At 35.3% G+C, this 23,744-nt stretch carries 18 protein-coding genes and 1 riboswitch; of the genes, 2 read left to right on the top strand and 16 right to left on the bottom strand.

What is annotated here, in order from left to right; translation table 11 throughout:
- Positions 1-34 precede the first annotated feature (34 nt).
- From Q8X41_RS00400 to Q8X41_RS00390, 3 genes are all read right to left on the bottom strand, one after another.
- The gene (locus tag Q8X41_RS00400) at positions 35-1,375 is read right to left on the bottom strand and encodes a flavin monoamine oxidase family protein (protein ID WP_397538298.1); all 1,341 of its coding nucleotides are present in this window, start codon (positions 1,373-1,375) and stop codon (positions 35-37) included.
- The gene (locus Q8X41_RS00395) at positions 1,372-2,814 is read right to left on the bottom strand and encodes an amino acid permease (RefSeq protein WP_397540166.1); all 1,443 of its coding nucleotides are present in this window, start codon (positions 2,812-2,814) and stop codon (positions 1,372-1,374) included. Before Q8X41_RS00395 ends, Q8X41_RS00400 begins: the two co-directional genes overlap by 4 nt.
- Positions 2,815-2,916: 102 nt before the next feature.
- Positions 2,917-4,005: an aromatic ring-hydroxylating dioxygenase subunit alpha gene (locus Q8X41_RS00390; RefSeq protein WP_397538297.1), complete on the bottom strand. Its 1,089-nt coding sequence runs from the start codon at positions 4,003-4,005 to the stop codon at positions 2,917-2,919.
- Between the two features lie 380 nt (positions 4,006-4,385).
- Here Q8X41_RS00390 and Q8X41_RS00385 point away from each other — a divergent pair, with 380 nt between their 5' ends.
- Positions 4,386-5,597, top strand: coding sequence for a CdaR family transcriptional regulator (locus Q8X41_RS00385; RefSeq protein ID WP_397538296.1), 1,212 nt, complete (start codon positions 4,386-4,388; stop codon positions 5,595-5,597).
- Positions 5,598-5,808: 211 nt separating this feature from the next.
- Here the strand turns inward: Q8X41_RS00385 and Q8X41_RS00380 are convergent, their stop codons facing one another.
- The 9 genes from Q8X41_RS00380 to Q8X41_RS00340 form a co-directional block, all read right to left on the bottom strand.
- Positions 5,809-6,885, bottom strand: a complete 1,077-nt coding sequence (locus Q8X41_RS00380) for a tartrate dehydrogenase (protein WP_397538295.1) — start codon at positions 6,883-6,885, stop codon at positions 5,809-5,811.
- Between the two features lie 10 nt (positions 6,886-6,895).
- On the bottom strand, positions 6,896-7,891 hold the full coding sequence (locus tag Q8X41_RS00375; protein WP_397538294.1) for a hydroxyacid dehydrogenase: 996 nt from the start codon (positions 7,889-7,891) through the stop codon (positions 6,896-6,898).
- Positions 7,892-7,910: 19 nt separating this feature from the next.
- Positions 7,911-9,104 (bottom strand): thiolase family protein, encoded by a 1,194-nt coding sequence (locus tag Q8X41_RS00370; RefSeq protein WP_397538293.1) that lies wholly within the window; start codon positions 9,102-9,104, stop codon positions 7,911-7,913.
- A 472-nt stretch (positions 9,105-9,576) separates the two neighbouring features.
- A complete protein-coding gene (locus Q8X41_RS00365) occupies positions 9,577-10,725 on the bottom strand; it encodes an acyl-CoA dehydrogenase family protein (RefSeq protein ID WP_397538292.1) in 1,149 nt (382 codons plus the stop codon).
- 11 nt (positions 10,726-10,736) lie between these two features.
- A complete protein-coding gene (locus Q8X41_RS00360; RefSeq protein ID WP_397538291.1) occupies positions 10,737-11,513 on the bottom strand; it encodes an enoyl-CoA hydratase/isomerase family protein in 777 nt (258 codons plus the stop codon).
- Positions 11,514-11,591: 78 nt separating this feature from the next.
- Positions 11,592-12,272 carry a 3-oxoacid CoA-transferase subunit B gene (locus Q8X41_RS00355; RefSeq protein WP_397538290.1) on the bottom strand — a complete coding sequence of 227 codons (681 nt, stop codon included), beginning with the start codon at positions 12,270-12,272 and terminating at the stop codon, positions 11,592-11,594.
- Positions 12,256-12,963, bottom strand: a complete 708-nt coding sequence (locus Q8X41_RS00350) for a CoA transferase subunit A (RefSeq protein ID WP_397538289.1) — start codon at positions 12,961-12,963, stop codon at positions 12,256-12,258. Before Q8X41_RS00350 ends, Q8X41_RS00355 begins: the two co-directional genes overlap by 17 nt.
- A gap of 36 nt (positions 12,964-12,999) precedes the next feature.
- Entirely contained in the window at positions 13,000-13,845 is an 846-nt protein-coding gene (locus tag Q8X41_RS00345; RefSeq protein ID WP_397538288.1) for a 3-hydroxyacyl-CoA dehydrogenase, read from the bottom strand.
- A gap of 83 nt (positions 13,846-13,928) precedes the next feature.
- Entirely contained in the window at positions 13,929-15,410 is a 1,482-nt protein-coding gene (locus tag Q8X41_RS00340) for an aldehyde dehydrogenase family protein (RefSeq protein WP_397538287.1), read from the bottom strand.
- A gap of 256 nt (positions 15,411-15,666) precedes the next feature.
- A riboswitch (PreQ1 riboswitch) is annotated at positions 15,667-15,711 on the top strand.
- A 424-nt stretch (positions 15,712-16,135) separates the two neighbouring features.
- Between Q8X41_RS00340 and Q8X41_RS00335 the strand changes: the two genes are divergently transcribed.
- Complete coding sequence (locus Q8X41_RS00335) at positions 16,136-16,669, top strand: VUT family protein (protein WP_397538286.1); 534 nt, start codon at positions 16,136-16,138, stop codon at positions 16,667-16,669.
- A gap of 154 nt (positions 16,670-16,823) precedes the next feature.
- Here Q8X41_RS00335 and Q8X41_RS00330 read toward each other — a convergent pair whose 3' ends face one another.
- The 4 genes from Q8X41_RS00330 to Q8X41_RS00315 form a co-directional block, all read right to left on the bottom strand.
- On the bottom strand, positions 16,824-18,266 hold the full coding sequence (locus Q8X41_RS00330; protein WP_397538285.1) for a hypothetical protein: 1,443 nt from the start codon (positions 18,264-18,266) through the stop codon (positions 16,824-16,826).
- A gap of 120 nt (positions 18,267-18,386) precedes the next feature.
- Entirely contained in the window at positions 18,387-19,829 is a 1,443-nt protein-coding gene (locus tag Q8X41_RS00325) for a hypothetical protein (protein WP_397538284.1), read from the bottom strand.
- 27 nt (positions 19,830-19,856) lie between these two features.
- Positions 19,857-21,347: a hypothetical protein gene (locus Q8X41_RS00320; RefSeq protein WP_397538283.1), complete on the bottom strand. Its 1,491-nt coding sequence runs from the start codon at positions 21,345-21,347 to the stop codon at positions 19,857-19,859.
- 580 nt (positions 21,348-21,927) lie between these two features.
- Positions 21,928-23,730 (bottom strand): hypothetical protein, encoded by a 1,803-nt coding sequence (locus Q8X41_RS00315; protein WP_397538282.1) that lies wholly within the window; start codon positions 23,728-23,730, stop codon positions 21,928-21,930.
- Positions 23,731-23,744: the final 14 nt, after the last annotated feature.

Raw genomic sequence — 23,744 nt, 5'->3', positions numbered from 1 at the left:
TTGGGATCTTACTTAGCTTTCATTCATCGGAGGGCTATGAATGAACCTCTTCTATGGTTGTTGTTGAACTATCTACTTCTGAAGAAAGAAACTTATGAACTCTTCTGCTGACAGTTAAACCATTTTCAATTGCACCATCTATAAAACCAGCCCAACCTTTTGCATATGTTGTACCTCCCAAGAAGACTGTGTTTTCAGGTGTGTTCCATTCCTCATAGTAAGTAGTTAGTTGATTTGGTTTCAGCATTGGCCAAGTCTCTCTAGAAAATTCATCGTTCACCCAATCATGCCCCGTACTTTCGACAACCTCAATGTCAGGAATCCAATACTTTAATGCACGCTCAACAGCTTCCTTATCGTTCGGATTGAGTATTGCTGCACTTGGTCCGAAACCAACAACTATACTGTCCCCATCTATCATGCGGTCTAAATGAACAGAGTTTAATGGATAATTTCCCGGTGCTAGGGCATCGAATGGTTCTAGTTCTCCTTTCACTCTGGCCCATACTTTTACCCCCTTAGCTGTCTGACCTTCTTTCGATGCAGCCTGTTTTTCAAGAGACAGTGCTGGCTCGAATACAATATCTTGCAATGTCGTTAGCGGAACCGTTACTATCACTGCTTTTCCAGTGAAGCAAGTGCCACTATCAGTGATAACATTAACAGAATCTTTTTGATGCTCAATCTTTTTTACAATAGTTGAAAGCTCTAAATCAGCATTTGCATCTGCTGAAATTGCCTCAATTAGCGCTGATGTTCCCTGTTGTAAACGGTAAGTCGAAATCATTGCACTTTGGGTCTCCCAGTTTCCTTGTGAAAAAGCCCACCAACGGAGTATTTGTGTAGCAGCTCCTTCTTCAGGTGCACCACAAAAATCTGAAGCAATCCAGCCATGAATAATATCATATTCTTCTTTTGTTAAATCAAAAGTTTTGATAAATTGATCAGCTGTAATACCATCTAACTCTCTAAATTTTTCAGATTGTAAAGGTTGAAAAGGAAGTGGTAAATATTCATTCCCCACTTTTAATAATTTTTCAATTGCTTTTCTGAGCTTACTCTTAAAATCACTAGCAGATGCTGAAAGTGATTTACCGTCTGCAATCCAGTATACCTTTTGCGTATCAGGTCCAGTTGTAAGTTCTAACCCATATCTTGTTATTTCCGTCCAGACATGAGGTTGATGCCAATGAACGTAAGTGCCTCCCATTTCAAGTCGAGTCCCTAAGCGGTTATCTACCCATGTTCTTCCTCCAATACGGTCACGTGCTTCTATAACAAGAACCTTATGTCCTAACATACTGAGCTCCCTAGCAGCTGTTATTCCCGAAAACCCGCCTCCAACAATAATTACATCATAATTAATATTTTTCAATTTATGATTTCCTCCCTACTTTTTTCTTCAACTACTGGTAACTCTGTATCTATCGGCAATTTAATATTTCTTCGATTAAACACGATATAATAATATAGATAGCAAGCAGCAATGAATCCTAATCCCCAAAATAGTGAGTTACGTTGTGTTTCGTCATAAGCAGTGAATGCAAAGATAAATAAGCACATAGCAATACAAAGAATAGGTACGAATGGGTAGAGTTTAACTCTATATACTAGATCCTCAACTTTTCCTCCATTTCTTACATATTTTCTACGGAAACCAATTTGAGAAGCGGCAATTGTTAACCAAGTAAGCGTACCACCAATACCACTTACTGACAGTAAAACAACGAATAATGTATCTTTTGCTACGATACTTGTTAACAAAGAAATCAAAGCAAATGCTAATGTTATTAGTAATGCGTTTGATGGTACACCCTGTTTATTTAATTTCCCTAAAATTTTAGGCGCCATTCCACTTTGAGCTAGCGAAAACATTACCCTTGTACAGGCAAATAATCCGGTATTGCCAACTGAAAGGATAGCAGTTAATATGACGAAGTTCATAATATCTGCAGCATATGGTATTCCTACCATATCAAAAACTGTAACAAATGGACTTTCAAGTACACTAGCCTGTTTATAAGGAAGAATAGCAGATAAAACAAAAATAGCTAAAATATAAAATATTAATATCCTGAAAACAAGCGTTCGAATAGCTCTCGGAATACTCTTATCTGGTTCTTCTGTCTCTCCGGCTGCAACTCCCATAATCTCTGAACCTTGGAATGCAAAGACAACCGTCATCATTGAGATGAATACCCCTGAGATACCCTCAGGAAATAAACCATTCCCAAAGAAATTAGAAAAATATGGAGTAGGTTGATTTTTTAGATCAATTAAGCCAAAAACCGCCGAAAGACCTACAATAATAAAAATGATTACGGCAACAACTTTTATTCCTGCAAACCAGTATTCAGTTTCAGCAAAGAATTTCGTCGTCAGTGAATTAATCGTAGATAATAAAATCACAAAGAAAAGGCACCAAATCCATGTAGGTACATCAGGAAACCATCTATCCATTAATAATCCCGCGGCTAAAAATTCGAGTCCAACAGTTAAAGCCCAGCTCAACCAATAAACCCATCCAACAACAAAACCTGTGGCTGGTCCAATAAACTTTGTCGCATGAGCTTGAAACGAGCCTGAAACTGGCATTACAACAGATAATTCGCCTAAACATACCATCGCCAAATACATTAGTAAACCACCTACTAAATAAGCCAAAATGATACCTGTTGGACCTGCCTCACCGATCGCATACCCAGAGCCTAAAAATAGACCAGTTCCTATGATACCTCCTAAAGAAATCATAAATAAATGTCGGCTTTTCATCTTCCGCTTTAATTGTCGCTGGTTATCTTTACTACTTTCCATCATAATTCACCATCCTTCATTGAAGAAATTTTTGAAGATTCGACGTAAGCGTTTACATTTATGGTGATACTTAAGATTTTCAGTGATCTATTATGCAATTGGCTATATAGGATTTGACATAGGTAGTGGGAGTATTGCTTCTAAATCCTTTTGTAAAAGTAAATGAAATTGATGAACTAAATTTTCTGTTGGTGAAAATCTTCCTTGTTTATAAGCACCCGTTTCTATTCCTTGCTGAACTACTTCACAAATATCAAGATCCTCTTTTCTAACTAAATCGTCCATCGCTAGCAATTCTTTCTCCTCTTCTGATACCCCATCGTTTAAAAAGAAGGTAGTATAAATGTACTTAGTTGTTTTATGATCGATTGGGATAGATTGGTGGATAGAAAGATTTGCCGGACCCGGGTCAAATGAAAACCAAGTATTGGGATACAGCCAGTAATATCTCCCACCTTCACCTAAACCAAAATCGCTTGTCTTTCCTCTTAGTGGTGTTCCCTGATATGAATAGTAATCATACATTGCTATGTCGTATAGCTTCATATCAAGCTTAGAAACTAGGGTTTTATGAACAAGAGAACAATGATCACATTCAAGATAGTTGTCAATTCCAATCTTCCAATTGGATTTACAAATCGTTTCCTTTACCCGAATTCTTTTAAGTTCCCCCAGATTATATTTTTTCACGTGTTGGAATAAGTCAGGAAATTGGGTAGTCATAGATGGTGCCTCAGGATCTAAATTAATAAAAACAAAAGATTGAACAACTTCAAGTTGAATATTCTTAAGACAAAAATCTTGATAATCAAAGTTCTCACAATCTTTCATATTTGGTGCTCTGAGAAGAGATCCATCTGTACGATATGTCCAACCATGATATGGGCAAGTAAAAACTGCTTTATTCCCTTCACCTTCTACAAGCTTTGCTGCTCTATGGGAACAAACATTATAGAAAGCACGAAGTTTTCCATCTTTTCCGTAATTAACGATAATCGGGCGACCTGCTACTTCTGTTGTAATATAATCCCCAGGCTTCGTAAATTGGCTCATATGGCCAACATACTGCCAAGTTTTGCAAAAGATTTCTCTCTTCTCGACTTCTAGAACTTCAGGTTTTGTATAGAGCCAAGACGGTAGCGTATAAGCTTCACTTATTCTCTCACTAACTCTTACTTCTTTTTGGTTCAACTAAATTACCCCCTCAGTTTTATATAAAAAAATTGATAGATATTGGGAATGATTTAATTTTAAATTAAAAATATTCTGAATTATATGTGCGTATTACCCAAAAATCACTCTCTTTCATCTTGAATTTTTGTTATTTTTTACTATACAAATATGGTTACCACAGAAGCAAAAACGAAATTAATAACAAGTTTATCAACTATTCCAATTTTACATATAATTGTATTTTGCATTATAATTGAGATGTCTATTTTAGAATATTCAGATTATATAAATGACAGAAACAACTTATTTTCTAAGACATATAATAGGTTGAATATTTAATACATTTTTCATCTTACCTTTTTTGAAATCTTTATATTTTGAAAGGAATGGGATTTTGTATGAAAATACTTGAACATAATGCACAGAAAATTGTAGAAAAGGCTAGTGAAATCCTAAAATTCCCTATTAGTATTACAGACAATGAGGGAATCATTATTGGCTCTACCGATAAAAGTCGAATAGGTATTTTCCATAAGCCCTCCTTAGAAGTTATTAAGAAAAATGAAATAGTAGATTGTAAAACTGAGGTTGAGAAGAAAATCCTACCAGGAGTTTCTGCACCAATCAAGTTTAACAATAAAGTAATCGGAGTTCTTGGAATCGTTGGTTCTCCTCGAGAGGTCGAAAAATATGTACAACTTGTCAAAAACCAAGTAGAAATGTTGTGCCAAGAAGCCTTCAGAAATGAGATGCTAGAGCTTAAGGAAAAAATGATAGAAATGTTTGTTCATCAATTAATCAATTATAACGAAAAAGAAACAAACGAAACCGATCATATTCATCAATATGCAAATCTTCTAGAATTTGACTTACAGAAAGATAGAGTTTGCCTGGTTATCAAGATTAATCGTTTTGCACAAAGTTTGTCATCCAAAAAAGGCAATGATGAATTTTTTGGTACATTCCAGTATTTCCAAAAAGATGTTTTAGGATTTTTGCATTTGATTTTCCATGAATGTAAAGATGATATTATCTCATTATTAGATTTTGAGCGTTTTATTGTCATTAAATCGCTCCCTTATAAACAATCATATTCATCATTAATAGCGAGTTTAGATGAAAATCTCAAGAAGTTAAATACTTTTGTAGAAAAGAAATATCCTGCTAGTGTCTCTATATCTGTGGGGGATAGAAATACTGGAATTAGAGGTATTATTGAATCCTATAATAATGCCATTAAAGCTATGAACTTAGGAGTAAGCTTTGAAGAAGGTACGGGAATCTATGTGTACAAAGAGCTCGAAACTTTGTTATGGCTGCTTCCAAAAGAGTTGAATCCAACATACCAGGTAAAGTTATTACGAAGTATTACATCTTTAATTGAACATGACAATTACGAAATATTATCTTCTACTTTTATTGAATTCTGTAAATGCAATATGAATTTAAGCGTAGCATCCCGTAATCTCTATATTCATCGAAACACGATTATTTATAGGTTAGAAAAAATTAGAGAAATCACATCACTAAATACAAATAGTTTTGAACATTGTATGCTATTATTTACTGCTATTCAGTGTTTTGAAGAATCTAAGAAAAGAAGAGGCTAATTATCTGAGGGCACTAAAAACGATTTTACCCCTAAACTTATAGTACAAATCCGATATAACATGAAGTGGAATCAGCTTCGCTTTCCCGCTGGAGTCTTCGCTGATTCCACTTCAATAAAAATAGCATTACAAAATTTTATTATTATATTTCATGCATTTTGACTTTTTCTGTGTGCTCATTATCTTTCGCTCCTTTTTATGCCCACGTTGCCTAACCCAATCTTGTTTTTAACTTCTCACAAATGGAATCTCCAACTTGTTCCGTTGTTGCTTGCCCTCCAAGATCTGGTGTAACTACGTTTTCTTGAAGTACTTCCTCCATCGTCTCGATGATTGCCTTTGCTGATTCTGGATGGCCTAAATGATCAAGCATCATACTTGTACACCAAATTGAAGCAAGAGGATTGGCAATTCCCTTTCCTGCGATATCTGGTGCAGATCCATGGACGGGTTCAAACATTGAAGGAAATTCCTTTTCAGGATTAATATTAGCAGATGGCGCAATTCCAAGTCCCCCAACAATAGCAGCACCTAAATCAGTAAGAATATCTCCGAAAAGATTGGAAGCTACTACAACATCCATCATTTCTGGTTTACTTACAAAGAAAGCTGCAAGAGCATCAATATGAACCGTATTGCTTGTTACATTCGAATATTCTTGATTGATTTTTTGAACATATTCATCCCAGAATGGCATTGTATGATTAATCCCGTTTGATTTAGTAGCGGCTGTAACGTGCCTTCTTTTCCCATTCTTTTGGGCTAAATCAAAGGCATATCTTAAAACCCTCTCTACTCCTTTTCGTGTAAAAACACTATTTTGGATAGCCATATCCATATCAGTTCCTTCATACATACGACCACCAATATTCGAGTACTCGCCTTCGTTATTTTCTCGAATAACAATAAAATCTAAGTCTTCCGAAGTTTTACCAACTAGTGGAGATTGAATACCCTTTAATAGTTTTACAGGACGCAAATTGATATATTGCTGAAATTGTCTTCTTATTGGTAACAGTAGCCCCCAAAGTGATACATGATCTGGTACGCCTGGATAGCCTACAGCCCCAAGAAATATTGAATCAAAGTCCTTTAATCTTTCTAAACCATCATCTGGCATCATACTTCCATGTTTCGCATAATATTCACAGCTCCAATCATATTCAGTATAGGATATCGAAATCCCTCCATGAATATTACAAATCGTATCTAATACTTTCTTTCCTTCTCTGACAACATCTACTCCAATCCCATCTCCAGGTATTAAAGCGAGCGAATAATGGTCCATCATCATTCTCCTATTCTTGTTTAATTGTGTTCAGTACTTCTGGATTAGCAATATAATCAGGGCGTTTTTCTGTCAATACTCTTATTACATTCTCAGCTACCGTAGATGACATGATATAATTACTTTCAACTGTTGTTCCACCTACATGTGGCGTAACAATAACATTTGGTAGGCTTAAGAGTGGAAGATCTTTTTCAGGGGGTTCTGGATCAAATACATCAAGACCTGCTCCACCAATTTTCCCTTCTTTTAATACATGATATAAATCACTTTGATTTAGGATTGCACCCCGAGCTGTATTAATTAAAAAGGCAGATGGTTTCATTAAAGCAAAATATCTTTGATCTATAGAATATTTAGTTTGATCATTTAAAGGAATATGAATTGAAATAAAGTCACTTTGTCGAAATACCTCGTACATATTCGTATTGATTTCTACTCCTAATTGGTGAGCAATTTTATGTTTTTCAGGTTTGTATTTTCTAACCCATGCTGTAACATCCATATCAAATCCAAGTTTTAGGCTTTTCGCAACTTCTTGTGCAATATTCCCAAATCCGATTAATCCTACTTTTTTGCCTTTTAATTCGAAAGATTTAATAGACATACGTGAATTATAATTACCATTTTTCATATTTTCATTGAAGGGAATTACTGATTTTGCTAACGCTATGATTAGCATTACGGTGTGTTCCGCTGTCGATCTCTTATTCACAGCAGGTGCATGTAGAACTGGGATTCCCATTTTTGTGGCATACTCTACATCAATATTATCTAGTCCAACACCCGCGCCTGAAATTACTTTTAGATTAGGATTTGCATTTATTACTTCTTTCGTAATTTTCGCTGGTGCCCTGAGGACAATTCCGTCTACATCCTTTACGCACTCGCATAAATGAGCAATATTGTAATCGTCCGTTCGGATGACTTCTGCACCTTTTTGTAAAATCTTTTCTCCTTCAGGATGATACATTGAGAGAATCTGTAGAACACGCGGTTTACTCATTCCTCTATACCTCCAATGACTAGACTCTTAGATTTTCTACAATGGTTGCGATACCCTGACCGCCACCAATACAAGCAGTAATTAAACCATACCTACCACCAGTTCGTTCAAGTTCGTTCATGATTTTAACTGTTAAAATAGCTCCTGTACCGCCAATAGGATGGCCTAATGCAATTGCACCACCATTAACATTTAATTTTTTTCGATCAATATTTAATTCTTTCACGACAGCAAGTGCTTGAGCAGCAAAAGCCTCGTTCAATTCAATTAAGTCAATATCATCTAAGGTTAGACCAGCAAGTTTTAGTGCCTTGAGAGTTGCAGGTACTGGACCAATACCCATAATTTCTGGGGACACTCCGATAGAAGCTTGAGATACGATACGGAGACGTGGTGATAATCCACGGTTTGCAGCTGTTTCTTCAGACATCATGATCAGAGCTGCAGCCCCATCGTTTCGGCCACTTGAATTACCAGCAGTAACTGTACCTCCCTCTTTAAAAACAGATTTTAAGGTTGCAAGTTTTTCAAAACTAGTTAAACGAGGGTGCTCATCCGTATCAAATTGGACGATTTCTTTCTTCATTTTTATTTCAAAAGGTACAATTTCATCTTTAAATTTCCCATTTTCTATCGCATCAGTAGCTTTTTGTTGGCTTTCAAGAGAGAAATAATCTTGCTCTTCACGACTGATATTATATTTTTCTGCTAAATTTTCGGCTGTTAATCCCATTGTTAAATTTCCATATACTTCAATTGGTTGTGCTCGTGGCTGACTTTCAGTGTTTGGATCAACTAGCTCTGCATTTCCAGCACCATAGCCATATCTAGCTTTTCTTAAATAATATGGAGCTGTGCTCATACTTTCAGCACCGCCAGTTATCATGACATCTGATAAACCACACATGATTTGTTGTGCAGCATTATTTAATGCTTGGAGTCCAGAGCCACATTGACGATGAACTGTATAACCAGCTACTTCAATAGGAAGGTCTGCTCTGAGTGCCGCAAGTCGTGCTAAATTCGGAACATCTGAGCTTTGCTTTGCATGTCCCCAAACTACTTCCTCCACATCAGAAGGGTTAATTTCGCTTCTCTTTATAGCCTCACGTATTACTTTTTCTGAAAGAAAATCTACTTCAATATCCTTAAGGGTTCCCCCCATTCTACCGATAGCGGTCCTTACACCGTCAATAATTACTGCATTTTTCATCCTTACACCCCCGATTTAAATAAACATAGGAAAAACTTGCACATATTTTTGAAAAAGCCCTTATTTATCATTCATTTTTACTTTGAGTTAATTTTATAAATGCTTTTCTAGCTAAAAAGTACGTATGATATATATTCAACCCAATAATTCGGATTATATTTTATATAGTATTGCTTATTATGCCGCTCCAAATGGCGCTTTCCGCGGGCGAGCGGTAAGCCTCCTCGTCCAAAACCCTTTGCTCCTGCATCGCTTCGCTAGCTTCGTCGCAGGACAATGAATAACCCTCTTTGAAATAACATCGCGCGAAAGAAATGCGAATGCATTTTCGAGGACTCGCCATCTTCCGCTTCTTAGACAATGTTCTAATAGATATAGCGTATAACAATTTTCCGATTATGTTCATGTTCGTGTTTTAACTCTAATCTTTGAATTATGAAATTGATTCCTTTAGCTAAATATTAAAAAGTTGTTATAAAAACTCCTTTTTCAATTCGCCTGCAATAATATTTTTTTGAATTTGGCTTGTGCCTTCATAAATTTTCGTGATTCTAGCATCTCTGTAATATCGTTCAATTGGATATTCTTTCATATAACCCATCCCCGCATGAATCTGTACCGCTAAATCAGCGACACGGTTGTACACCTCTGAACCATATAGTTTTGCCATGGCTGCTTCCTTTACTACTCTCATACCTTTATCTGTCATCCATGCTACCCGATAGGTCATCGAACGAAGCAACTCGATTTCAACAGCCATATCTGCTAGCATATGCTGAACAGCTTGCTGTTCAAAAATTGGTTTATCAAACTGAATTCTTTGCATCGCATAGTCCATGCTGTGTTCCAAAAGTTTTTCACTAGAGCCCAGGTTTCTTGCCGCAAGTGCAGCCCGTCCATTTGCTAGAATTTTCAATGCATTTACATATCCCTGACCTTCTTCACCAAGGACATTTTCTACTGGAACTTCCAAATTTTCAAAAAAGAGTTCTGCAGAATGTGAACCACGAAGCCCCATCTTTTTCTCCACATTCCCTACGATAAAGCCAGGAAAATCCTTTTCTACAATAAAGGAAGTTATCCCTTTCGCACCTTTACTCGGATCTGTTACAGCCATAACTGTGAAAACATTTCCACAGACTGCATTGGTAATATAGTGCTTTGAACCATTAATGATAAATTTGTCTCCTTTTCTTTCAGCTCTTGTCTTTAAATTAGCTGCGTTTGATCCAGCACTTGGCTCTGTTAAAGCAAATGCACCAATCCATTCACCGCTAGCCATTTTCGGAAGGTACTTTTCTTTTTGCTCTTTTGTTCCGAGGTCGACAATTCCTACTGTTCCGATTCCAGTATGTGCTCCAATCAGAGTCGTATAGCCGTTATGTGTTTTACCTAATTCTTCGTAAATTGCACATTTTCCAACCATGTTAAGACCAAGACCACCATATTCTTCTGGAATACTTAAACCGAATAGACCCATTTCTTTTGACTTTTCAACTATATAACTAGGAATCTCGTCATTTTCCTCTATTTCCATCGCTACTTTTTCAACTTCACCTTGGACAAAGTCATGAACAGCTTTTTGCAATAATTGAATATCTTCTGGTAATGTAAAATCCATTATTGGCCTCCTTATCTTCCTTCAAAATGTGGATGTCTTTTTTCTAGAAATGCTTGTGTTCCTTCAAGTTTATCTTCAGAACCAATCAGAATCGTCTGGGATAGTTTTTCTAGGTAAAGTGCGGTATCCATATCAATATCTGCTCCGCGATTTACAGCTGCTTTCGCTAAACGTACAGCTAATGGACCTTTTAAACTAATTTTGTTGGCATACTCTTTAGATTTCTCAATAAGTTCATCTTGTGGAACAGCACAACTTACTAGTCCTCGCTTTACTGCTTCTTCCGCAGTAATGATGTCACCCGTCAGAATAAGGTCCAATGCATTTCCTCTACCAATTATTCTAGTGAGCCGTTGAGTTCCACCGGCACCAGGCATGATACCCAATCCAACTTCTGGCAAACCCATCTTTGCATTCAATGATGCTATGCGGATATCACAGGAAAGAGCCAACTCTAAACCACCACCTAAGGCAAAACCATTTATTGCTGCAATTGTTGGCTTCTCATACTCTTCTATTTTTCTATAAGTGGCTGTCATATTTGGTTGGAGTGCTTCGATCATTACTCTTTTATTCAATTCACGAATGTCTGCTCCAGCTGCGAAAGATTTTTCACCTACACCTGTAAAAATGATGACTCGAATGTCTTGATTTACTTTCCAATTATCTAACGCCTTTTCGATTTCAAGTAATGTCTCTAAATTTAAGGCATTTCGTTGATCAGGTCGGTTAATTTTAATAAAGCCTATGTTATTTTCCTGTTCTACGATAATATTAGAAAAATGCAACTTTTCCACACCTCCATACTCATATAATATCTCGTGATAAATGTTTCAAAAGAAAGGAAATTATCGTTAAAGAATTGTCTATTCAATTCTCATCGTTTGTAAATTTTCAGAAACTCTAAAATGAGCGTCTGTCAGTTTTCTTACTTCATCAACAGAGGTATCATTAGAAATTTCCTCTAGGAATAATTCCCCATTTCCATTTCGAAAAACGGCTTTTTCAGTTACAATCAAATCTGCTGTACGTATACCGCTTGTTGGATAGGTAAGCTTTTTTACAATTTTAGGTGTGTTTTCTTTCGTAACATGGGTCATGGTAATTATTATTTTTTTTGCACTTGCTACTAAATCCATCGCACCCCCAACCCCAAGAATATCCTTACCAGGTACAGCCCAGTTGGCAATCTCACCGGTTTCACTTACTTGGAGCGCTCCCATTACTGCAATATCAATATGTCCCCCTCGGATCATCGCAAAAGAATCTGAACTCGAGAATATGGATGCCCCCACGCCTAATGAGATTGGCTGTTTGCTAGCACTAATTAGATTCATATCAATCTCATCCTTATTCGGTGTCGGCCCCATACCTAATAGACCGTTTTCCGATTGAAGAAACACCTTGCTGTCTGGCTTTAAATAGTTTTGGATAAGTGAAGGAATCCCTACACCAAGATTTACCACTGCCCCTTCGTGAAGTTCACTGACAATACGTTTTGCAATCCTTACTCGATCTATCGATTGTTTATTATCGACTACGCTCAACATACTCACCACCTATTTTTTCATAGCGATCATTCAATACAATGGTGTCTACATAGGAGTGGGGAGTTACAATTTGTTCAGGATCCAAAGTGCCAACCTCTACTATTTCATCCACTTCTGCAATAACATAATCCGCTGCTGTAGCCATCATCGGGTTGAAATTACGTGCTGTTTTCGAGTATACAAGATTCCCCATTGTATCTGCCTTATCTGCTTTGATTAAGGCAACATTTGCTTTTATCCCTTTAACAAAAAGATATTCTTCTCCATCAAAAACTCTTACTTCTTTTCCTTCAGCTAACTTGGAACCAACGCCTGTTTTTGTATAAAACCCAGCAATTCCAGCACCACCTGCACGGATTGCTTCTGCGAGTGAGCCTTGAGGTATGAGTTCAATCTCCAACTCTCCATTATTCCAAGCTTTTACAGCGTCTCGATTTGTTGTGAAATAAGAACCAACTGCTTTTTTAATTTGCTTGGAAATTAGTAGTTTTCCTAGGCCCTTACCTGCTTCTCCTAAATTATTACTGATAATTGTTAGCTCTCTAGCATGGTCCGATTCGGTAATTGTATCGATTAATGTAAAAGGAGTGCCACAAATACCAAATCCACCAACCAATACACGATCTCCACTTTGAATCTTTTTTATTGCCTCTTCTGCGGATTTTTGTTTTTCACATTCCCTACTCATTATTTTTTGGACCTCCCATCAGCTGAAATTGGATAATTACTTGTAATTATAAAATCCTGAACCTGTTTTACGTCCTAATTTCCCCGCTTTTACATACTTAATAAGGAGTGGGCAAGGTCTATATTTTTCTCCTAATGTTTTATAAAGGTATTCCATGTTTCTAAGACGTGTATCCAAGCCTACTAAATCTGCTAATTCTAAAGGTCCCATTGGATGATTCAATCCAAGTTTCATAGCTTTATCGATGTCTTCAGGTGATGCAACACCTTCCATTAGAAGATTCATGGCTTCATTTCCAATTAAACAATTCATACGGCTTGTAACAAACCCCGGAAATTCGTTCACCTCTACCGTTTCTTTGCCTAATTTTTCGCCAATTTCTTTTGCCTTAGCTACCGTTTCATCCGATGTTTCTAAGCCTCTAATCATTTCGATTAATTTCATTTTGTGAACAGGATTAAAGAAATGCATCGCCAGACACTTTTCTGGTCTGGAAGTTTGTGCAGCAATTTCTGTTGGGCTCATCGTTGAGGTATTTGTAGCTAGAATCGTATGTTGGGGACAAATCTTATCTAATTTTTTAAAGATTTCTATTTTTAGTTCCATTAGTTCAAAAACAGCTTCAATCACTATATCCGAATCACTAGCTGCAGATTCTAAATCTGTTGTGAATTCTAAATTTTCTAATGCTGTAGCTGCTTGTTCACTTTTCAAATAGCCTCTTTCAACACTTTTCGCCATTTCTTTCTCGATCTGTAACTTAGCCTTGTCTAAATTCTCTTGGTTAATATCATTTAATACAACTTGAAAATCTCCAATTGCTGCAGCATATGCAATTCCTCTCCCCATTACTCCTGAACCCACGACTGTTAATTTTTCCATTTCTCTGCACCCCTAACTTCTATGTAGAATAACCTGTATTCCTACAAGAAACACAGGTTACCCTATTTTTTTAACGAGCTAGATTAATAATTATCTATTTGTGCTCTTTGTAATTTCCCACTGAAATCGACATAAACTGCTTTCCATTCAGTGTATACATCTAATGCAGCTACACCTGAATCTCTGTGTCCATTTCCAGTTCCTTTTGTCCCACCAAAAGGCAAATGGATTTCAGCACCAGTTGTACCAGCATTAATATAGACAATACCCGTATCCAAATCTCTCATAGCAGCGAATACGTTATTGACATTTGCCGTATAAATAGCACTTGAAAGACCGAATTCGACGCTATTGTTCACTTCGACTGCTTCTTCTAGACTATTTACTGTTATAATAGAAACAACTGGTCCAAATATTTCTTCTTTTGCAATTCTCATCTCTGGTGTTACATCCGTGAATATAGTTGGCGCATAATAGTTCCCTTTTTCTAAACCATTTTCCTTAATAATTTGACCACCTGTAAGAAGTTTCGCCCCCTCTTTTTGGCCAATTTTGACGTATTCATCAATCCGTTCTAATGCTGCACTGTTAATAACAGGACCTACTTTTACAGTTTCATCTAGTCCATCACCCATTTTCAATTCTTTAATACGACTTATTAATTTCTTCTCCAGTTCTACTTTTATTTCATTGTGAACAATCACTCGACTTGTTGCTGTACATCTTTGTCCCGCTGTTCCAAATGCCCCCCACAAGATCCCTTCTACTGCTAGGTCTAAGTCAGCATCTTCTAAAACAGTTACAGCATTTTTGCCACCCATTTCAAGAGATGTTTTTTTCAATAACTCCCCTGCACGTCCATTGATTGCCTTCCCTACTTCATTTGAACCCGTAAACGAAATTAAATTAATCTGAGGATGCTCGACCATTGCACTTCCAACTACACTACCTGAACCATTCACTAGATTGATCAGTCCTTTTGGTAAACCAGCCTCTTCATAAATTTTCACGAATTCCTGTGCCACCATAGGTGTTTCTGTAGCTGGTTTCCACACCACGGCATTTCCAGATACAAGTGCAGGAAGTGACTTCCAGGAAGCAATTGCGATAGGAAAATTCCATGGTGTAATGATTCCTACCACTCCAACTGGAACCCTTATGCTCATCGCAAATTTGTTGCGAAGCTCAGATGGTATCGTATCTCCAAACAGACGGCGCCCTTCTCCAGCCATATAGTAAGCCATATCAATAGCTTCCTGAACTTCTCCTCTACCTTCATCAATTACTTTTCCCATTTCGCTTGTAAGAATTTGAGCAATCTCTTCTTTTCTTTCTTTTAATAAATTCGCAACTTTATATAAAACCTCTGCCCGTTCTGGAGCAGGTACTAAACTCCATTCCTTTTGAGCACTTTTTGCAGCAGTTACCGCTCTATCTACATCTTCATTAGTAGATTGTGTTACTTCTGCTAATACTTGGCCATTTGCTGGATTTGTTACAGGAATATATTTACCTGATGAACCTTCACACCATTCACCGTTAATGTAGTTTAAGACTTTTTTCATCTGAGCCCCTCCAATATTTTGAAATTTCAATCTTTATATAATCAATTTACCTTTTAATCCTTTTTATAACTATGTTCAAATTGAACAAAATATCAATGCTTTTTCTGGATTTATTCCGTCTATTTTTCACAATTCAACTAATAAAAAGAGATAAGTTGAATGAAAAACAGGCAACAATAACTAAAAAATAAATCAACAAATGATCAGATAATATGGTAAAATAACTTTTGAAACTAAATAAAACTTTTTACTAAATGTAAGAGAGGTTCTAGAACAACCCTCTATAAAAAACTAGGGATAACTATATCTTTAGGGATATAGTTTTTTATTTTGCTAGGTTCCTTCTTATTTTTAGAAATATGGGAGGAGATGAAAGATATGGATAGTTTATATAGAGTTAGGCGAGTTACATAGGCACCCTTTTATTTTTAGCTGATTGAGTCAATTTCGAACAATATTTCATTTCTAGTATTTACATTGTATGCCGCTCCAGATGGCGCTTTCCGCGGGCGAGCGTCGAGCCTCCTCGGAAGCACGTAGCGTGCTTCACTGCGGGGTCTCACCTGTCTCGCTTTCCCGCAGGAGTCGCCATCTTCCGCTTCATAGATAATGTGCTAATTGGCATATAACAATGGCCCATTTAATGTTTGTGTTTTTTTATCAAATCTTTGAATTAAGAAATTAATTCGTTTGAACAACTATTTAACTAAAAGGAGTCTTATTTTATGAGAGTTTTCTTATATCTCTTAGCTATCGTTCTAGCAAATGTCATTACAGCAAGTTTTAACCCACTTATTTTGGGAATATTTATCATTCCTTATGGCTCATTCCTAATCGGAGCTACTTTCATCTTGCGAGATCTTGTACAAAACAAATATGGAAAGAAAAAAACGTATCTTTTTATTGGACTTGCATTACTGTTATCAGCTATTTCTAGCTATTTATTAGGAGATACTTTATGGATTGTCTTCGCCAGTGCGGTAAGTTTTGCAGTTTCTGAGACAACTGATACAGAAATTTATTCAAGAATGAAATCGTCCATCAGCATGAGAATTCTATATAGCGGTGTTGTTGGTGGTTTCTTGGATTCTACGATTTTTGTTATCATCGGATTATCACCACTTGGTGCAGGATTTGTACCATGGGATGCTGTGTGGATGGCGATTTTAGGTCAAATCATGATCAAAATTGTAATGCAAATTTTGGGTGTTCTGGTTCTACAATTCACCCCTCTTACAAAAGAACACTTTGCGAGTTAATGGATTACATGAAGAATTGGCATTTATTCGTTAGCGGAAATAAATGTAAAAAACAGATGCTACCCATTTGGGTTTGCATCTGTTTTTTTGTAACCACTTTAATAGAAAGAGCATGCTTTGAAAAATCAAAATATACTCTTATAAAATTTCACCTCTATTTCACGGTCAATATAGTAGGAGTTTTAACGGGCATACCATTGTGTTGTCTAACCCAAGCTATAATTTCATATTCACCTTTCTCAGTTGGTGCTTTGAATGTCAATGATTTTGAAGTCATGAATCCTTCGTTTAAACTAAATTCTTGAAATTGGACTTTCAAATTCTTATAAGTGTAACCATACTCTAAGTCTACACCAGTAGCAATTGTATTAACTGTTACTTTTTCACCTGGTTTTACTTTGGTCTTACTTAGAGTCATACTCTTGATTTTAGGAGTCACAGCTTTTACCGCTTTTATTGAGATTGTTTTTGAACTTGTATGTTCTGAAACATAGTTCTTAGCAGTAACTTTGATTTTATACGTACCTGGCTTTTTTGCTCCGAAAGATTTTGTCTTCCTTCCCCAGTCCCTCAACAGTACATATTTCGTAGATCCCGGTTCCTTTACCTCGACTCTATATGACAAATGCTCACCTATAGCCGAAAATCTTAATGTAGTATAAAGACCACCTGCAACCAATGTACCTGTTACATTATCGCTTAATTTTATGGTTGCTGAAGAAACTAATCCCCCTAATATATTTCGAACTGATGATAAAGTGAATGTTTGATCACTTATATCTGATGTCGGTAACACATACATTTCTAAAACATAGTTACCTTTATCAATATTTGTACTTAATACTTGATAACTTTCCCCCCCCAATTTTTCTAATGAACTTATTGCGACTATTTGTCCGGAAGCATCTTTTAACGCCATTAAAATATCTGCATTAGTCGATTTATTGTTAGGATAAGATAAAGTAAATGCAATATCTTCGTTATATTCAGCGTGAACATTATATTTTAAAGTGTCTGCACTACTAGCTAAAAATTTCTTTGTATCCAAAAACTTTTTAGAATCTTTTAAACCTTCCTCTAATTTAGGCGTTAGCGATTTTGTTGGTTTATGTTGCGGCATATTCTTTTTTATTGTTGTCGTTAATTTTGTTTCTAATGATTTTATATGCTCTATATTTTCAGAAGAAGGTAAAGTATCTAATACCTTTAATGCTGTTAATGGTGCAAGCTTTTCTGATGTAATGTCTCCATACGACTCTACTAAATTTACGATTAAGGATAATTCCTCTTCTGTAATCGATTTTGCTCCTAAATCACTCAATACTTTTGTATAGATGCTCAAATTAGATAATGTTGCGTTTGAATTTACTTGATTAACGTCCTCAAAATGAATGTCATTATACTTTTCATCTTTTAATGATGTATTGATTCTATCTAAAGCGTCATACATAGATTTTACTTTTGATAAATTACAGCCACAGTCATCCGCTTCAGCTGCTTGAGCTACAATTGAATTGGACGCAAACCCTACTATACTAGATATCCCCAACACTGTTACAATTGCTGCAACTGCCAATTTATTGACCATTTTCCCCATTCTATACTACTCCTTTGTCTTTTGTGCCTTCATACTGTTTAGCGACAAAAGAGATATTCTATAACTATATTTATACAATATCTCTAAAAATAAATTCCATTTACTCTATGATGAAATCTTCTATTTCACTGTAAATACTATATTTTCAACTACATCAGGACCATTATGCTGTTGCACGCGAACTGAGAATACGTATTTACCTTTCTTAGATGGTGCTTTGAATGTTAGTGTATTTGCCGAACTATACTTTTTGTAGAATGAAGTATATGGAGAACCTTTCACCTTATAAGAATACTGATACTCAAGATTTGCACCTGTAGCTGTTGTTTTAACTGTTATCCTTTCACCAGGTTTCACATACGTTTTACTTAAAGTTATATTCTTGATCTTAGGTGTTACAGCTTTTATCATATTTAAAGTTATTATCTTTGAATCCGAATGACCTGACACTGTGTTCTCAGCAATAACTTTTATTTTATATATTCCTAGTTTCATTGGTTGTCTAAATGCAAAATAATTTATATAGTTTGTTTTATATTCATAAACTGTAACAAATTCTGTAGAATCCGGTTCTTTGACTTGTACCGTAAATTTTTTATGCGAACCTTTAGCAGAAGCAGATAAAACTGGAACTGACCCTATAGGTACTACTCCTTTGAGACTTAACTCCGCTTTTGTCAAAGTAACATAACCACCTAAAACATCTTTAACCGATGACATTGTAACCGTTTGATCCTTTAAATTTGTTGTAGGCAATACATACATTTTTAAAACATAATCACCGGGTGAAACATTTGTACTTAATACTTGATAATTAGTTCCATCAATATTTACCAATGAGCTTAATCCCACAATTTGACCTGAAGAGTCATTTAACACCATTAAAATATCTTCTTTTGTCGTCTTATTTTCTCCATTATTGTTTGGATAGGATAAAGCGAATGCGACATCTTCTTTGTAACTATCTACATGTACATCATACGTTAAAGTATCACCACTACTTGCTGAAAAATTTTGAGTCTCTGATAAAGTACTAGAATCTTTTAAACCCGTCACTAATTTAGCATTTAGTGATTTTGTTGGTTTTTCTTGTATAACATTACTTCTTATAATTGTAGATAAATTTGATACTAATGGGTTTATATGTTCCAAGTTTTCTAATGAAGGTAATAAGTCTAATAGTACTAAAGCTTTTAAGGGTGTCATGGTGTTAGAGGTTATATCACCATATGTATTTACTAAATCTACTATTAAAAATAACTCGTTCTCTGTAACCGCTTTGACTTCTAAATTTTTTAGTACTTTTGTATACATACTCATCTTCGATAATTTAGCGTTCTTATTTACCTGATATACATCATAAAAATCAATGTCACTATAATTACTTTCATTTAAAGCACTATTAATTCTATCTAAAACCCCATTTTCTACTGCATGAGCTACTTGGTAAGTAGACTTATAGCCAAGGAAACTTTGAGAAAAGCTAGAGAATCCTATAATTGCTACGAACGATGAAACTACTACTATATTTTTCACTAAATTTTCATTTCTACATTTTATCAAAGTAATTACTCCTTTCATCATTCATATTTATTTCACGGTAAATGCTTTTTCGGAATAGATAAAATTACCATTGATTTGTTTTACTTGTACATTAAGCTTGTATTTGCCTTTCCTAGTTGGTGCTTTGATGGTAGCTGTATTTTTAGAAGTGTATGATTTTACTTTATAACCTTGATATTTATCTACGAACCAATATTGATACACTAGGTAAATACCTGAAGCTGTCGTTTTAATTTTTATTTTTTCACCAGGTCTATACTGAGTCTTATTTAAAGTGATTTTTTTAACACTTGGTATAATATTTTTTACTGCTTTTATGGAAAGTGTATTTGAAGCTGAATGTCCTGAAACTGTATTTTTAACAATAGCTTTTATGCTATAAGTTCCCAGTTTCGTAGGACTAAATCTATTATCTGAATTCCAACTAGGCACTTTGCTATTAAATGGAACATATATTGATGATCCCGGTTCTTTTATTAGTATTGTTTGTTCTAAATGTTCACCTTCAGCGGATGTGTATATATGACCTAATCTTCCACCAACTGGTGTTATCGTGCCTGTTAAAGTAGTATTTACTTTTACCGAAGAAACATAACCTCCAAAAACGTTTTTAACTGTTGTTAAATTTAAGGTTTGATAACTTACATCTGTTGTAGGTAAAGTATATATTTCTAAAACATATTGATCTGGATCAACATTTGTAGTCAATACTTGATAATCTGTACCATCTATCTTAACTAATGAGCTTACCGCGACTAATTGGCCTGTAGAATCTTTTAATGCCATTAAAATATCTTCGTTTGTCGAAATATTATTTGGATAGGATAAAGCAAATGCAATGTCCTCGTTGTATTCTACCGGTACATCATATTTCAATGTTTCGCTGCTGCTAGCTATCAATTTTTTTGTATCCTTTGGAGTGTTAGAACCTTTTAACTGATCCTCCAATTTGGTAGTTAACGACTGGGTCGGTTTTTCTTGCACTACATTATTTCTTATTACGGTAGATAATTTAGTGACCAATGGTTTTAAATGATCAATCCCCTGCGATGAAGGAAATGCATCTACTATTTTTAAAGCTTTTACGGGTGAAATCGTATTAGAGGTAATATCACCATATGTGTTTACTAAATCTACTATTATAGTTAATTCATCTTCCGTGATTACTTTAATTCCTAAATCATTTAATACTTTTGTATAACCAGTTAGCTTTGATAATAATGCGTTATTGTTTACCTGATATACATCATAAAAATTAATATCACTATATTTAGAATCCTTTAACGATGCGTTGATCCTATCTAATGCTGCATACATTGATTTTACGTTTGTTAAATCACAGATATCATCAGTTGTAGTTGCATTTGATTCTTCAGCATGAGCTACAATTGAATTAGACTTAAAACCAAGAAAATTTTGTGGCAAACTGGATAATCCCATTACTGTAACAAATGAAGCAACTACCAATTTTTTTGCTATTTTTCTCATTTGTGTATTTGAATTCTCTGATTTACTCAAAGTATCACTCCTTTTCCTATTGTATGATCACCCTGTTAAAATCCAATCTTTCTACATATGTATTTTTTGAATGTAAAGGTGATGCACAATTTTTTCATTTTGATATTGCCTTTTCTTAGGGATATTAAAACTATCCTATCTACACGACATAACCTAATAGATAACTATTAATACCAAAATGTTAATTTGTTCCCAGTTTAGAATATCATACCACTAAATAAGGGGATTCTATAGATTGATTGCAAGAAAAGCAAAAATTGTTCGGTTATTTTTACATTGAATTGAACATTATCTTTTTTCTAACTGATTGAACCTTTCCAAATATAAACATTTGGCTGCCCTAGAGCAGTACTTGGGAAATTGATTTATTAACGGATTTCCGAAATCCAAAATATTTACCAAATGCCTCGATACTAGGATTTCTTGTTCCGTGTTAAAGTATTTTAATAAGTCTGCAACAGTAAATTGGTAACCTTTCATGTTGTGAACCCCTTTCACTATTATTTTACTAATATATTATTAGAATATGAGCATAAAAATAGAGCAGTGACTTATTAGTCACTGCTCTGACTCTTATTGCTTAGTTTTTCCAAAGGGTTTTGTATTGTGTTATTGCATCTTCCTTTTGAACAAATTTCACTAAGGTTCCGTTAGGGTCAACGAAAGCGTATGCGTAAACTGCAGATACATCTTCAGGTGTTGAAGGTGTGAAATCTAAGATACTGTCATTTACTGAAGTGTAAATTGTTTTATATGTTGTTAAAGCGCTAGCTTTGTCCGTGAATTTTAAAACATTACCATCTTTGTCAGCAAAAGCGAATTTTAAATTGTAACTTTGTTCACTTGGGGTTGCTTCATAACCGTAAATACCGTTTTGGATGAGATTTTTATTAACAGGTGTTGAATTTGGTACTTCAACTCCATTTTGATAAACCTTACCTTGGTATACCCCTGTGGCAAGAACTCCATTGACATAATACTTGTTGTTGTAAGTACCAGTTGCTAATTTACCGTTGACGTAGTATAAACCATTGAAAGTTCCAGTTCCTGCTACACCATCTACATAGTAAGTACCATTGTACAATCCAGTTCCTACTTTTCCATTTAAGTAGTATATTGAATCGAATACCCCTGTGGCTTTACTACCTTTGACGTAGTAAGTACCATTGTAAAGTCCTGTTCCAACTTCACCTTTAATATAGTACACATCGTTGTATACACCTGTAACTGGTAACCCATCTACATAATAGTTGTTGTTATATAAACCTGTAGCTTTAACTCCATTGGCATAATATATATCTCCGTATACACCTGTTCCTTTGACACCATCACGATAATAGATGTTGTTGTACAGACCTGTTGCAGGTTTACCATTTACGTAATAGACGTTGTTATAAGTACCTGTAGCGACTAACCCTTTTTCGTAATAAGTCGAATTGTATACCCCCGTTCCTTTGTTTCCATCCTTGTAGTAGATGTAATCATAAAGACCATTGGCTTTATCACCATTTACATAGTAAAGGTTACTGAAAGTCCCTGTTGCTCTAACACCGTCTTTATAGTATACATCTTTAACTATTCCGTTGGCTTTTACCCCATTTGAATACATGATGTTGTTGTACAGACCATCAGCCCTTTTACCTTTAACATAGTAAATATCGCTATAGAATCCCTCTACTGCTACACCGTTTTTGTAAAAAGTGTTTTCGTACTCTCCGTAAGCTTTTTCACCGTATACATAATAAAGGCCTTGGTATAGTCCTGTACCTTTTCTCCCATCTTTATAGTAAATATCGTTATAAAGACCTGTTGCTGGTGTGCCTTGTCTATAGTATTCACCATATAATAGACCTGTAAATGCAACCCCATTCCTATAGTAAATACCATCTAGCGTACCTGTTAGGAGTTTTCCGTCTTCATAGATAAGACCTTCTTGCATACCATTGAAAATGTTTCCATCTTTGTAGAGTACACCGTTATATGTTCCTGTGGCTTTCTTCCCTGATTTGTAGTAAGTTGAATTATATATTCCAGTACCTAACTTACCGTTCATATAATAAACTGATTTGTAAACCCCTGTTGCTCTCATACCGTCTTTATAATAGATTGAGCTATAAACTCCATTAGCCTTTTTACCACCTCTGTAATAAATGGATTTATACGTTCCTGTAGCTTTCTTCCCTGATTTATAGTATGTTGAGTTATAAACTCCAGTGGCTTTTTTACCTTTTTTATAGTAGATACCGTTTTTCACACCTGTGAAAGATTTTGATACCTTATAAGTTTTAGCTTGAGCGTTAAAATCTAATTGAGGTGCGACTGTAACAAACGTACTTAATGCTAAAGTTGAAGCTAGTATGTATTTTGGTAATTTCTTGTTCATAATGTTACCCCTTT

The organism is Rummeliibacillus pycnus (genome assembly GCF_044359855.1).
GTDB lineage: Bacteria > Bacillota > Bacilli > Bacillales_A > Planococcaceae > Rummeliibacillus > Rummeliibacillus pycnus_A.
The sequence above is the reverse complement of the archived record's forward strand: the minus strand, read 5'-3'. Positions and strand labels throughout refer to the sequence as shown.

Bases quoted from the DNA above. Each gene is read 5' to 3' on its own strand.
- Q8X41_RS00340 (WP_397538287.1), bottom strand. From the start codon at position 15,410: ATGAAAAAAGTCTTAAACTACATTAACGGTGAATGGTGTGAAGGTTCA.
- Q8X41_RS00380 (WP_397538295.1), bottom strand. From the start codon at position 6,885: ATGGACCATTATTCGCTCGCTTTAATACCTGGAGATGGGATTGGAGTA.
- Q8X41_RS00330 (WP_397538285.1), bottom strand. From the start codon at position 18,266: ATGGGGAAAATGGTCAATAAATTGGCAGTTGCAGCAATTGTAACAGTG.
- Q8X41_RS00365 (WP_397538292.1), bottom strand. From the start codon at position 10,725: ATGGATTTTACATTACCAGAAGATATTCAATTATTGCAAAAAGCTGTT.
- Q8X41_RS00395 (WP_397540166.1), bottom strand. From the start codon at position 2,814: ATGGAAAGTAGTAAAGATAACCAGCGACAATTAAAGCGGAAGATGAAA.
- Q8X41_RS00385 (WP_397538296.1), top strand. From the start codon at position 4,386: ATGAAAATACTTGAACATAATGCACAGAAAATTGTAGAAAAGGCTAGT.
- Q8X41_RS00350 (WP_397538289.1), bottom strand. From the start codon at position 12,963: ATGAGTAGGGAATGTGAAAAACAAAAATCCGCAGAAGAGGCAATAAAA.
- Q8X41_RS00370 (WP_397538293.1), bottom strand. From the start codon at position 9,104: ATGAAAAATGCAGTAATTATTGACGGTGTAAGGACCGCTATCGGTAGA.
- Q8X41_RS00375 (WP_397538294.1), bottom strand. From the start codon at position 7,891: ATGAGTAAACCGCGTGTTCTACAGATTCTCTCAATGTATCATCCTGAA.
- Q8X41_RS00315 (WP_397538282.1), bottom strand. From the start codon at position 23,730: ATGAACAAGAAATTACCAAAATACATACTAGCTTCAACTTTAGCATTA.
- Q8X41_RS00335 (WP_397538286.1), top strand. From the start codon at position 16,136: ATGAGAGTTTTCTTATATCTCTTAGCTATCGTTCTAGCAAATGTCATT.
- Q8X41_RS00345 (WP_397538288.1), bottom strand. From the start codon at position 13,845: ATGGAAAAATTAACAGTCGTGGGTTCAGGAGTAATGGGGAGAGGAATT.